This window comes from Quatrionicoccus australiensis (assembly GCF_020510525.1).
Lineage (GTDB): Bacteria > Pseudomonadota > Gammaproteobacteria > Burkholderiales > Rhodocyclaceae > Azonexus > Azonexus australiensis_B.
Map to the genome: position 1 here is coordinate 2,902,051 of NZ_CP075188.1, position 14,415 is coordinate 2,916,465.

Consider the following 14,415-nt stretch of genomic DNA (forward strand, 5'->3'; position numbering starts at 1 on the left):
CGCGACGGTGTTGGTCACCGTGGCAGTGGCGGACGACCCCGCCCCGGAGAGAGAAACACCACCGCCGGCACCGCCAGAGCCGGCTACCGCCGCGCCCAAGGTGACGGAAACGATGCTACCGGTGGCCTGGGCAGTTAGGCCGATGTTGCCGCTGGCGTCCAGCGTGGCGCCGTCGGCGTAGGCCTTAACGGTATTGCCAATATTGCTGACAGCCACAGCCGCGCCGAGCGAACCCGCGCCGCCGCCACCGGAACCGCCGGCGCCAGCGATGGCAAGCCCACCGCCGATGGCAAGAATGGTGCTGGAATCGGTAGCGGACAGCTTAATGTCATTGCCAGTGCCGGTTGTCGTAAGTTTGGCGCCATTCAACGCATCTGCATAAACGTAGTTGTGGATGGTGTTCGTTGACACCGCACCGCCGGCAGCCGCTGCCACACCGCCGCCGGAACCACCGGCAGCGGCCACCGAACCACCAACGGTCAAGGAATCAATCGACGCATTTTCGCTAGCGGACAGGGTCAGCGTACCGCCGGCTTCGACGTCTGCCTTGTCGACCTTGGCTTCAACGGTATCGCTGATGTCATTGACGGATACGGAAATGCCGACAGAGCCGGTACCACCGCCACCACCGCCCGCCGCCACGCCGACAGCGAGTGTGCCGGCGATGGCACGGATGTCGGCATCGTCGGTGGCGCTGACCGAAATGGCGCCGCCGGCCTTGGTCTTGCGGCTGCCGACGCCGTTGCGAATGGTGGCGCTAATGCTGTTTCTCACCGTATTGCCACTGCCAGCACCGGCACCAGACCCTGAAAGCCCGCCGCTGCCGGTAGCAACGGCCACCGAGACGCCGAAAGTAAAGGCATAGATAGCCGAGCTGGAGGAAGCCGTCACCTGCACACCGCCAAGGTCAACGCTAACATCGGCGTTATCGATGCTCGCCGCCGTGTTATTGGCAATGTCGTTGTAGGCCACGGAAACCCCGGCCGCCAAGGAGCCGCCGCCAGAGGTACCCACCGCGACGCCAATGCCGCCAGCCAGGGCCCAGATGGCGCTACCGTCGATGGCCGACACCTTGATGGCATCGGCAGCGGTGCCAGTAACGTCGATATTGGCGGCGTTCTTGATGGTGGCAGTCGTATGTCCTTTGATGCGATTGATGGAAACCGCTCCGCCAAGCGCAAACGCGGCGGAATTGCTACCGCCGCCGGCACCGGCGACGGTGATGTTATTGATGCTGGCGGAATAGCTACCCTCCACCAGCAGTAGCTTGGCAGTAATGCTGCCGGACACATCGCGGATCACCGCGCTGACGGAGTTCTGTGTCGTGCCGGTGCCGTCGATAGGGTCACCACCCAGATAGTTGTAGCTCACCGAGGCGCCCACCGCGCCGGAAGCTCCCTTGGCACCGATGCCGGAAATGGCGATGGCACCGGCCAACGCGTTGATGGTCGAGGTGTCGCTGGCCTTCACGGATAAGGTGCCGTTGGCGGCGCTGATCGACTGGCTGGCGTCGATGTCGGAAATGCGCGCTTCGATGTTGTTGCAAATCCAGTTCAAAGCCACCGAGCCGGCGCCAGCAAAACTTGGCCCACCGGAGCCGGAAACAGCCACGGCAGCAATCTGCGCATCAAGACCAGGCGGCAGGTCAGTAGGCTTGGCGAATGTCGCCGCGACGGCAATGTCGCCATTGGTGGCTGTCAGGGTCGCCATTTCGACGACGGCGGCAACCGTGTCCTTGACTTGGTTGACAGCTACTGCAATCCCGGCCGCGCCAGTACCATTGGTAGACGCACTGATGGCGCCAGCCAGAGTAGCAATAGACGCGGCATCGTCAGCATTGACTGCAATTCCCTGGCCTGCCTCAACTGTGGTGGTGACCGCATCGGACGTAACGCTGTCGGTGATGCGCGCGTCAACAGTATCCTGAATGAAACTGAAGGCAAACGAACCAGAGAGTGCAACACCACTGGAACCGGTGCCGACACCGGCACCGACGACGATATTGATATCGCGAGCACGCTCTTGGGCAGAAATGACGACATTGCCGATGGTGGCGGACACCTTGGCGTTGTCGATGGCCGCCTTGACGCTGTTCTGGATCGAATTGACGCCGATGGCGGCACCGATCGCGGTACCCCCGGTAGACACACCCAGAGCGCCGGAGCCGGAACTCACCTGCGAGTTGTCGGCCGCCAGTACGCTCACGTCGCCGTTCTCCGCCGTGACGGTCTTGCCGCTCGGCGTATTGCTGATGTGCGCATCGACGTTCATGCGCACGAAGTTGAGGGCAACCACGGCGGCGCCGGAAAGGCCCTTGCCGCCAGCGCCGCCAGCGGTGACAGCCACCAGTTGGGCGCCGACAGAGGGAAGATCGACGGACGTGCCGGCGAGATTCAACGACTTGGGCCGAATGGTGAAGGTCTGGGCGTCGTTGCCGGCGCCGGTGAACAGCAGCGTGTCGCCGGCTTGGGCAGCAACCAGACTGGAGGCCAGACGGAAGTCGTTGGCATCAACCTTCACCACGTAATAGGTGGCACCGTCCTGCAAGCCGGCAATGGCGGTGCCGCCGTTGGCGTGATAGGTCACGGCATCGCCGGTGGCAAGACCGTGATTGGTCAGTTTCACGGCATCCGGCACGGCGGCAGCGACGACGCTCGCGGACGTGGCGACTGCAAAACTCTGTACACGAGAGAAGAGCTGCGACTGATCGCCCGCGGCGGTCAGATCAATGGCGGTGCCGGCCAGCGCGTTGGCCTGGCTGCTCGCCAGCTTGAAGTCGTTGTTATCAACCTTGATCACGTAATAGGTGCTGCCGGATGACAAGCCACCGATTGCCGTGCCTGTGCCCGGGTCATAAACCACGGCATCGCCGGTGGACCAGCCGTGGCCAGCCAGCGCAACAGAGTTGTGGGTGATATCAACCGCAGTGCTGACGTCGGCAACGGTCTTGGCTTGGGATATGGAGGCAGTGCCACTGCCGGCAGAGGTGAAATGGATGGTATTGCCGGCAAAGGCATCGTCCAGGCTGGCGGCAAGCTTCAAGCTGTTGTCGCCAGTCTTGACGACGTAGTAGGTGTTGCCCGATGTCAGGCCGCCGATAGCCGTACCCGATCCCGCGTCATAGACCACGGCGTCGCCGGTCGCGTATCCGTGGCTGGCAAGCGTGATGGCATCGGTGGTGGCGTCAACCGCGCTGGTCGGCACGGTTACCGCGCGGCCGGCGGCTGGACCGTCGCTGGTCTGGGTGGGATCATCCAGGCCGGCGGTGATGATAACGCTGCGGCCAGCGACTGCCTGGCTCGAATCAATGTAGGCAGTGACCCCGGCGGCGGTAACGCCCGTCGCGCCGACGGTAAGCTTCTTGGTACCCAGGGAATTGCCGTCACTATCCTTGGCGGCACCATCAAACAGACCAATGAGATTCGGATCGGCGGCGTTATTGGTGCTGCCGACGTAGTTGTAGGCAAACAGCCCGCCGACGGCCTTGTCGCCCGAGGAAATGGCGACAGACAAGGCGGCGCTGGCCAGGGTGGCCGATTCGCTTGCCTTGACGAGAATGTCGTTGCTATTGCCGCGAGCACGCACATCACTGCCCGAAATGTGGCTATCGATGGTGTTGGCGATGGCATTGATGGTCAAGCCACCTGCGACGGCGGTGCCGTTGCCACCTGCGCTGATGCCGCCAGCGATGCCCACGCCAACCAGCAGCGCATTGGACTTAGCGACAACGCTCACCGTGCCGGCAGCATCGACCGTGGAGCTTTCGATGGCCGCCGTAATGCCGTCGCTGATGCGGTTCCAGGACAGGGAGATGCCGACTGCGCTGGCGTTGGTGGACACACCCAACCCGCCCGTGATGCCCACCAGGGTCGCGCTGTCAGTGGCGCTAACGGTGACCGCGCCCACCGAACGAGCGCTAGTAGCAGCTGTAGTAGTGCCTAGCGTCGAGCCGGTGATGCGAGCGCTGACACCATTGGTGATGTCATTGAAGGCGAGCGATCCACCGATGGCCAGTTGCTTGCCACCGGCGGCGCCAATGGCAAGGTTGGCCAGTACGCTGCTTTCGTTGGCGGTGACACTGACCGCCCCGGTGGTCTTGAGGGTGGAACTCTCGATGCTGGCAGCAACCGTATCGACGATGACGTCGGCGGCCAATGCCACGCCGAAGCCTTTGCCCTTACTGGCGGCAAAGCCGCCGGCTAAGCTGTAGATGGAAGCCGCGTCGAGGGCACTGACCGTCACCGCACCGGTGGAGGTGTCGCCGGTGAAGACGTTCTTGATGCGCGCGACGACGCTATTGTTGACTGCATTCACCGACAGGGTGCCGCCAATGGCAGTGGCGTTGTTGGTGTCGGAACCACCGCCGCCCGTGGCGACGCCAAGGGAAGCCGTGGCCGCAATGAGCAAGGCATGGCTTTCGGCATCCACCGTGAGAGCGCCGACGTGCGTGAAGCTGTGGGTCGCATTGCCCAGAGACTCGGCATAGGCACCGACGCTGTTGTGCAGGAAATTGAAGGATAGACCGCCGGCGACGCCGGTCTTGCCACCAAAGGAGCCCGCGCCACCCAGCGAAATGATATTGGTGCTATCGATGGCCTGCACCGTCACTGGACCGGAAACCGTGCTGTCGCCGGTGATGTTGCGCAAGACCGCTTCCGTGGTATTCACGGTAACGGCGACGCCGATGGAGCCAGAAAAGGCGCTGCCCTTGCCCCCCTGGGCAGCAGCGACGGCCGCCGAGGCGCCGACGATCCATCCGCCGCGCGTCGCTTTGTCGTCCACCTGGGTCGCCGTCAGGCTGACCACGTCGTCGATATAGGCGCCCGTGGTACCCATGACGAAGTTGAAGCCGACACCGCCGGCCACGGCGACGGCCGAGCTTTGGCCGGTGGCCTTGGCGAAGGCCACCGCCCCGGCAAGGGAACCAACCGAGGTATCATTAACCGCATTTACGGTGAGCTTGGCCGTCGTTACCGTACCGGTCTTGCGCACAGCGGCGCGGGCGTTGTCGTAAACGAAGTCGACAGCTACCGAGCCGGCGCCGGCAAAGGAACTCTTGCTGCTGTCGTCCCCGGCAACTTTGGCAGCCTGATCGCCGATGGTCTGGAGGGCATCGCCGACGCCGCCGGACTGGTCGGTGCTATCACTGCCGCTGTCTCCAGTCGACTTGGTCTTGGTCTTCAGTTCGCCGAGCACGCTGCCCCATTTGGTCTGCCAGTCGGACAGGGCCTGGTTCATGGCCGTCGAACCGTCCGAACCTTGGGTACCGCCGGTACCCAGCGTGGGTGCCTTGGTCTGCTCGGTCTTCTGCGCCTGACTGCCCGTGGCGGCTGCACCGGCAACAGCGAAGGCACCCGCAAAGCCGTGGTTTTCGGCATCCACGCTGACATCGCCTAGGGCAGTGAAATAGCCCGTGCCGGGGCCAGTATCAGTTGTATCCTCGAAGCTGGTACCGATCAGCGCCTCGGTATTGCGCACCAGGGTGTTAATCGCTATAGAGGCGCCGATGCCGGTGGAATCGGAAATAGCCACCGAGCCGGCGACGGTGACTAGGTAGCTTTCGTCGGTGGCTGCGACATTGACCGCGCCGGTGTTGGCCTTAGCCGAGCGACCGACGGTAATCTGGGCACCGTTGTCAATCTGTGCCAGGGTGCTGTCCACAATCACCCCGACATCGAGGGTACCAGCCACATTGAGAGCCCGTCCGGTGGCGGCGGGTCCTTCCGTCGCTGCGCCGGACTTGCTGCCCGAGGCAGCGAGCGTAACGACGATGTTTTTGCTGTCGGCGGTAACGTCGAGGAAGTCGGCGTAGAGCTTAACGCCGTCTTCGATCTTTGCCGTCACATCATTGACAAACACGTAGCCACCGCCCGCAACGCCAACCGATTTTCCGCCAGCCGCAGAGGCAGAGCCGCCGCCCGGCCCACCCCAACTTGAGGTATTGAGACTCACCTTGCCGGTGGCATCTTTGGTGAACCAATCAGTAACCTTATCGCCCGGCCCGTTGATGGTCTTGAAGTTACCGACGAGGTTAATTTCGTCGCTTTCGCTGGAAGCGGCAACGGTGACCTTCTGGCCGAAATCGTTGATCTCACCTGTTGTTGCATCCGTATTACCGGCAGACGAACTGCGATAGCTCGCATCCTGGTTGATCTTGGCGCCATTCTGGATGACCGCGCTAGCGCCGTGATGAATGTAGGAGACAGTAATCGCACCGGCCAGGGACGAGGACTGACCGGCGGCGGAAGACTGAGCCCAGGTGTCCACCAGGTTGTTGTCCAGACCCAGGTTGTCGTTCAGATAGCCGGCTACCGAACTCAGCACGCTGGTCTTCAACTGGCTGACATAACCGCCGTTATCTTTCCAGAGGTTTGTGTCGGTGAAATCCGTCTTTGACAAGTCGGTGGAGAGGGGAGTATCGCCGATGTACTCGTACCAGGTACCCTCGTCGCCACCGCCGGTGTGACCGGATTTGACTTCCACCTTATCGCCCTTGCTGACGGACGAACTGCCATCGTCGGTCGTGAAGTCGGGTTTCGGCTGGAAGGCATCAACAAGACTTGCGCCCCACAGGGAAGCCGGGTCAATCTGGTTGAGCGAATTGGCTGTCACCGAAAGCTCACCGCCCGCGTTGACCGTCGCATTGCCGGCGATGTGGGCATCGGCCCGGTCATCAAGCAGGGCAAAGCCGACAGCGAAGCCCCCACCGAAGTTAGCGGTCTTCTGGGCAGCCTTTTCCGTCGAGTTGGACGCCCGCGTGGACGCCGTGACGGAAGGACGGTTGGACGCCTCGGCATCCACCGTTATCTTGCCATCGGCATTGACACTGGCCGTATGACCGACAACACCATCGCCGATACGCGCCTCCACATTACGAAAATCCAGTTGCGCAGCCAAGGCGCCGGAGAGGTCAAATTTATTGGAGGCGGGAGAATTTATCAGGCTCTCGACCTTCGTCACCACACCGCCGATAACCGGCGTTGTCTTGAGCTTGGTGACAAGATCCTTGCCCGCCTTCGAAACCTTGTCGAGATACGGCTTCAACTTGGTTTCCAGCGACTTGTAGGCACTCGAACCCGTAACCAGCGATTTTTGCCCGTCTTTGAGCGCCCCGTTGATATCGTCGACACCACCCCAGGGGCCATCCTCGCCGGTACTCGAAGTAGCGCTGACGCCGCCACTGGAGTCGACACCGAAACTCAGCGGAATATAACCACCAAATTTGATTTTGGAGGTGACGGAATCTTCCGTGTGGCTAGCGGTTACGGAGACATCCGTACCGGCGCTCGCCGTGCCGTCCAACCGGGCGCGGGTCTGGCCAGTTTCGACCGACACCCCCACGGCCAAGCCCACCTTGCCCTCGGTTCCCGCATCGGCAGAGGGAGCCACCAGCACCTGATTCACCGTGGCAGCGTTGAGATTGAGGTTGCCGAAAGCATTCAAGGTCGAGCCGGCATTGGCAAGGACCTCGGTATCGGTGCATACCACGGCCACGGCCACGGCTATGCTATAGCCGCCGAGAGGGTCCGGCGCCGACTTGACATTGGCATAATTGTTAGCCAGGGCATTCAGGGTCAGATCACCGCCGGAGGTGGTAATGGAACCGTCAATGGTGATCCTGGAGGTAGTAACAACGACACCGACGGCAACGCCAAGACCCTTTTGCAGCGTCAATAGCGGCTTCACCGAACCGTTGGCAATGGTATCGGCCTCGAAACTGCCGGCACTGATCAGCGCATGGCTGCCGATGTCGATGGTCGCCGTGGCAATGCTGACAGAAACTGCCGCCTCGGCCGACAGGCTCTCGATGACGCCGATGATGGCCTGGGCGGCATCGTCCAGCGTGTCGCCGAAGTTGTAGCTGCCAATCTTGGCGTCGGCTTTGGGAATATCGAAGCGAGCGGCCTCGGCCTTGGCCTTGACGGTGACTGTACCGCCGCTGATGATCGTGTTGGCGCCGGTGCTGCCGATGACGACGGAGGCTTCGTTGACGTCCACGTTGGCGAAACCGAAGCCGGTGAAGTCCTTGACCAGATCCTGGGCGAGGATGTTGATGCTGCCCGTGCCGGCGAGCAGCTTGGCGCCGTTATCGATAATAATGGACTTGCCTTGCAGGGAAATATTCTTGTTGGTAGCCAGCGTACTGATCGTGTGACCGTTCAAGTTGATACTGTCGGCAACGATGGAAATGTTGTGCGACGAGGTGATGTCGTCTTGGATGTTGCCGTTGGTGAATTTCAGCGTGGAATTAGCCGCCTTCGTTCCTGCACTGCCAACGGTGGCGCTGTCGAGTTGAGTCAGCCCGGTGACCTCCAGGGAATTGCTGAGGCCCACGTTGTCGACGATGGTGACGCTGGCAAGGGCACTGACATCCACCATATAGACGTTGTTGCCGGTGCCGCCCTTGAGCGTGTCGGCACCGCCGCCACCGGTCAGCGTGACATCGCCGGTGAAGGTATGGGCGTCCAGGGTCTGGGCGCTGCCATTGCCACTGATCGAGGCGACTTCGATACTTGAAAGGGTCGTTCCGGCAAGGCTGCTATTGGTCAGGGTAGCGCTGACACCTCCCACATCGGCAATCAGCGTATCGCTACCGCCGTAGCCGTTGATTGATGTGGCGCCAGATGTCCATACCAGAGTGTCATCGCCGGCCGTCCCCTTGAGGACGCCACCACCGGCCAGTCGGACATGGGCGTTGCTCTTGAGGATACTGCCGGTCAGGGTGGCGCCGCTGCCGGTGGCAGCGATGCCGAGGTCGGCGGCAGCGGTAGCACCGTTCAAGGCCGCGACGGAAAGATTGCCACTGCCGGCGCCACTGTCGGTGATCACGATCCGACCGCTGGCGTTCAGGCTCGCCGACAAACGGCTGCTCGCCGTGTTCAGCGCGTCGAAGACGTCTTGCAGGGTGTTGAGCCCCGCCAGGTCGACATCTACATGGGTGCCGTCGCGCAAGGTGACGCGCATGTCGGCGAGACTTTCCACCTGGCCGATGCCGTTGTCAGTGCCGGCAGCATTGGTCAGGAAACCGAGTTGCGTGACCGCCGTGATGCCGGTGAAGGCGCTGGCATCGAGGCTGTTGCTGCTACCAGCACCGGTCAGGTTGGCGTATTCGATGCCGACGAGCAGGTCGGTTTCGCTGCCAATGACGAGACTGGAATTGGTAAGCGTAATATTGGCGTTGGACGCGCGGCTTTCAATCACGGTATCAAGGCTGGCACCACCATTCAGGAGGTCGCTACCACCGCCGCCGGTAAGCTGGTCGTTGCCCAGGCCGCCAATCAAGGTGTCGATGCTCGCACCACCGACAAGGACGTCGTCGCCGGCACCACCGTCCAGATAAACGCTGCCGGTGAAGGCCGAAGCGTCCATCAGGTTATCGTTGTAATCGCCATACAGCCGGGCTTTCTGTATATTGCTCAGGGTGTCCTGAATGCCACTGCCCATGGTGGTATGCGCGACTGTAACGCTGCCACCGGTGAGATTGGTGGAATTCACGCTGATCGCAGTCATTGCCTCACCAGCCAAGTTGCCGGTGAAGGCGATCGTCCACGCCTTGGTGTTGTCGCTGAAACCCACGGTCACGTCCGTGCGACCAATGCCATCAAGGCGCGTCAGTTCGGCTTCAAGCTCGTCGGCACTGGCATCCCAGGCAATGTCGCGGGTAGTCTCCGCCTGGCCGGCAACGGTCACGGTCAGGTTGAAGGTTCCACCGGTCACACCCGAGCCCCGGGTCAGGGTCTGCACATCGTTGGTGCCGTCGCCCATGTCCAGCGAACTGCTGGCAAGTACAAAACGGTTGTTGCCGAATTCAATCAGGGTGTTGCTGCCACCTCCGCCGTCGATAGTGTCGGCACCTGCCCGGCCGAGCAGGGTATCGTCGCCGCTGCCACCACGGAGGGTGTCACCGCCGACACCACCGTCCAGAGTCACGCTCCCCAAGGTGAAGGCGCTAGCGTCGAGGGTGTTGGCGTTGTCGCCGCCTACTAGGATAGCGTGCAGGATGCTGTTTCCGACTAGATTGTCAGTGCCTCCTGCCCCACCCGCTCCGATCGTGAGCTGCCCGTTGGTCAGCGTCATGTCCAAGTCAGCGGTCTCGAAGACCGTGTCACTGCCACCGCCGCCGGTGAGACTATTCCCACCACCGCCGCCAGTGAAGGTATTGTCGTTGGCGTCGCCGATCAGGGTGTCGTTGTAAGCACTGCCCACCAGGTCGCGGAAGTTGGCGATGCTTGTCAGGCCGGTGGCGTTGCCGGTGGCAAGATTCACCGTGACGCCATGGGCGTAGGTCGAATAGTCCAGAATGTCCAGGGTATTCCTAGAGACAAGATTTTCGAAGCTGGCAAAACTCACGCCGTTGGTCGTGCCAGCACCAACTCCGATGATTTCCCAGGCATCACTGGCATCGGCGTAACCGATGAAGGTATCGCTACCCGCACCGCCCTGGAAGTTGGCGATGTTGGAAAAGCCGCCGCCGATGCCACTGGCGGTACGCCGCCCATCGTTATCTACGGTGGAGAAATTCACCGTGGCACCACTGACCCAAGCGCTGTAATCGATCTTGTCGCTACCACCAGATTTTCCGGTGATATAGCCAGCCAAGCTTGCACCGTCCTGGAAAACAAAGATGTTGGTACCACTGCCACCGACGAGGTTCTCGATGCCAGTTGCACTTACCGTAGAGGTACCATCGCTGACGGAAATAGTAGTCTCGCCAGAGGAGGCATCCCTGCCAATCGTGAACGTCAGATCGGTCGTAACCCCGGAGAAATCGAGGGTGTCGGCACCACTAGAGTCACTGATGATGTTGCTTCCGAAGGCATCATAAAAAACATATGTATCGTCACCAGCCAGACCAAACATGATCTCGTTCTGGCTACTGGTGGCCACGAGACTGTCGGCGCTGAGGGTGCCGATGACCAACGGGCTATCAAGCAGGCTGATGTAATTGGCGGCGGCAAACAGTGGTGCTGCCTCAATTGTGCCGGTATGGTATTCGAGAGTCCAGTCACCGCCACTCGCTTCATTACCGGTAGGATTGGCGGAAGCCGCAATGTCGGTGCCGGTAAGCTTTGCCAGCCGGTCGACAAAACCCTTGCCAACGGCGCTTTCGGCCACGTCGCAACCATAAAGCAGAATGTCCCCCCCTGGCTTGAGGGCCTTGCCCCAAGTACCAATGTTCTGTTGGTTGACCTCCAACAGGGTCGAGTCGAGGGCGCAGGAACCCAGACGTAGCAGGCCGGCATCACCATGGGATACGATGTGCACAGAATCCAGATTACTATAGGCGGAGAGAATGCGACTGATCTGGTCTACACCATTCGCATTTGCATCTAGGATGGCTACATCGATATCGCCAATGCGGGCGACTTGTAGCGTCGGATCCGACGCTTTGGCAACCGAAACGGTGGCAGCCACCGAGGAGGTTGCCACCGTTTTGGCGCTACTAGCGGCAGTCTGCTCGGCACGGATCAGCAAATCGTTGAGCAACTGCTGGGTATTACCCACAGTGGGATCGATAATGACTAGCTGGTGCGTAGCCGGCTGGGCGGCCTGCCAATCAGCATAGTCGTTCAGGGAAAGCGACTTGGTAACAGACTGTGCAGCTGCAACCTGGGGTGCCACGGCCTGCGATGCGGCGGCGGACGCAACGCCATCCACCAGCGACTTAGAGAGCATCGGAGTTACTTGCGCCGATGGCGATGGCGGCGGGGGAAGCACCAAAATATCGGCGCTAAGCAGCAGACGGGGTTCAAGAGCTTCAAACAGGGCACGGGGAGCAACGGTCGTATGCAGGCTGCGGCCTATACCAACTCCGCCCAAGAGTCGTCTAGTGAGGCCGGCCAGCAGTCCGCTGGGAGAAGTGCGGGTATTCCGCCGGGTGCTGTTATGGGCAGGCATTTCATTCCCCTCAATATTGCCACGCGCTTATTCTTGCCAATTACCGAATCGCGCGTCTTGCGGTTTAAAGCAACCTACATTCCTGCAAAAAGAAAGAAGGAATAGTGCCAATCCAGCTAACAACCTCTTCCTCTTATCTCTTACTCCATCACTCCCTGACCAGCATCTCACGGCTGATATCAGCAAGATCGACTTCACTCAAGGTACCCACCGCCTGCTTCAGCTTCAGGCGATTGAGAAAGTAGTCATAACGGGCCTTGGCGGCATCACGCTTGGCGGCGAATAACTCGCGTTCGGCGTCCAATACCTGCAAGGTGGTATTAATACCCGCCGCGTAGCCTTCGACACGAAGCCGGCTAGCACTCTCAGCCGAGACGACGCCTTCATCGAACGCCTTAATGCGCGCGACTCCATTCTTTACTGTTAGGAAGGCAGCTCGCGCCTGACGCTCTGCTTGGCGCCGCTGACGCTCCATATCTTCCATAGACTGAAGGTAACGTTCGGTGGCTTCTCGCGCCAGCGAGACAGTCGCACCGCCAGAGAAGATCGGCACCATCAGCCGCAGCATCACTGCCTCAGTCGACACTTTGCTGCCGCCACCGAACAAACTGCCGCCAGTATCGTTGCGATTGTCGGTGGCTACCAAATCTAAGACAGGGGCGTGCTCCGCCTGCTGGCGTCGCATCTCTTGCCGCGCAACCGCAACCGCGTGGCGCCGCGCCTCGGTAAGCAGGTTCTGGCTCTCAGCAGCGCTGACCCAGTGATCGACATCGGCAGGCTGCGGTGACAGGGGTACCCAGTTGGCACGCAGTGGCACTAGAGCACCGGGCATTTCGGCCGTGATTTCGCGCAACGCCTGCCTCCGGTCTTCAAGCTCGTCACGAGCAGCGAGAACGTCGGCATCCTTAATAGCAAAACGCGCCCGCGCCTCATGCAGATCGACAACCGCAACCAGCTTGCTGCGGTAACGCGCCTCGACCAGATCAAGTTGGCGCTTGATGGCATCCCGCTCGGCAGTAGCGAGAGCCAGCGCATCGCCGGCAGCCAAGCCTGCCAAATAAGCGGTGGCAGTGCGAACCATGGCATCCTGCTCGGCGGCAGCGTAGGTTGCCACCGCCTGCTTGACTTTGTCCTCGGCCTGGCCATAACCGATCCACGAAGACAGCTTAAATATCGGCTGCGTCAGCGTCAGCGTCTGATTGATGCCGGTATAGTTCGCCACCCCTTGCGCATAGACCGGATTGTTACTTCGTAGAACGGACTGCCTAGTGTATGTTTTGTCATACTCGTAACTTAGTTTGGGCAACAGGGCTGCCAAGGCTTGAGGCTTTGCCTCTAGCAACGCCGCCATTTCGTGGCGCGCAGCCTTTATCACGGGATCGGCGTCCCTCGCTTTTGCATAAATCGAAACAAGATCGTCGGCTTGAGCCACGCAGCCCACTGTCGCGAGCATCAGCAGCAATACCCAGTTGCGGCGCCGCAGCGGCTTCACATAACACGACACCACATTCACTCCATCAAACATGGCTTATGCCTTTCTTGCCAGACTTGCCTGCACTCTCCGTAGCCTCAGTTTCGGCACTCTCCCCCGTGACATTGGGTTCCACGACTTCGACAGGAGGAGCCTCCGCCAGCGCAGTGATTTTATCCAGCCGCTCGGCTAGCGCCCCTACATTACTCAAGGACATCAAGTGGGCATAGATCCACGCTAACTGACCACTACGCGCCAGCGTCAGTAACGCCGCATCATCAAGAGCCTGCAACCTCGCTTCATCAACGACGCGAAAACCTTGCAGAACTCGCGGAGTCTGCCCAGGCCGTGAAACCTCCAGCCGACGCGGCACCAGCAGATCCAGTTCATTCAAACGCTCAACGAAACGAGTTGTGCGCTCAACCTCTCCTTGGAACTGGCTCAAAAACTCGAGAGCCAGTTTTAATAGAGGAGTATGGCTACCATCATCGTTGAAGAGGCGCTCGCCGTCCTCGCTGTTGATCCCCTCGTAACCCTCGTCGATATAGACGTCGAAATCCTTGCTATCAGGACGCTCACCGAGAACAAAAGGATAGCGACGGATAAAGGCGGGAACATAACGGCCTTGCCAAGAACCATCATCGCCAACCAATAGATTTTCCTGATTGCGCACACCAGTAAGCATGGCCGGATAGGGCTTCTCGTCGTCGGTGAAGACAATGGGCCACTCTCGCGCCACATCAAAAAACTCCACGGCGGCCAGCGGCACAGAGTTGGTAACGGCTGCAAATCGATAGTCGCCATTGAGCGGGCGGACGCGCATACGTAGGCTAACCGCAGCATTGAGGGGGGCCGGAGCCTGATAGAACATTAGTGTGGTCATGGCATGTCAGAAATGGAGTGATATGAAAATGTCTTACACAGTAAGTAACGGAGCAGGAACATTTAGCCAAGTCAGCAAATAAACAGCACAAAGACCATGATTTCGTCATGGGCAAATAGATAGTACTCCAAAGTAAGTAATTCATATACCAGTTATCTGCCAT

Annotated in this window: 3 protein-coding genes (1 of these 3 only partly in view); all 3 read right to left on the reverse strand. The window is 60.3% G+C overall.

Going from position 1 to position 14,415, the window contains the following annotated elements; translation table 11 throughout:
* A protein-coding gene (locus KI612_RS13900) for a DUF4347 domain-containing protein (RefSeq protein WP_226440674.1) crosses the window boundary here: on the reverse strand, positions 1–11,898 show its 5' portion. 13,911 nt of this gene lie to the left of the window's left edge; the window shows 11,898 of its 25,809 coding nt (coding positions 1–11,898); its start codon is at positions 11,896–11,898; its stop codon lies beyond the left edge, outside the window.
* A gap of 148 nt (positions 11,899–12,046) precedes the next feature.
* Positions 12,047–13,423, reverse strand: coding sequence for a TolC family outer membrane protein (locus KI612_RS13905; RefSeq protein ID WP_226440675.1), 1,377 nt, complete (start codon positions 13,421–13,423; stop codon positions 12,047–12,049).
* Positions 13,416–14,252, reverse strand: a complete 837-nt coding sequence (locus KI612_RS13910; protein WP_226440676.1) for a SapC family protein — start codon at positions 14,250–14,252, stop codon at positions 13,416–13,418. The genes KI612_RS13905 and KI612_RS13910 overlap by 8 nt, the downstream gene beginning before the upstream one ends.
* Positions 14,253–14,415 lie beyond the last annotated feature (163 nt).

Coding starts and splice junctions, on each gene's coding strand:
- KI612_RS13905 (WP_226440675.1), bottom strand. CDS start 13,423: ATGTTTGATGGAGTGAATGTGGTGTCGTGTTATGTGAAGCCGCTGCGG.
- KI612_RS13910 (WP_226440676.1), bottom strand. CDS start 14,252: ATGACCACACTAATGTTCTATCAGGCTCCGGCCCCCCTCAATGCTGCG.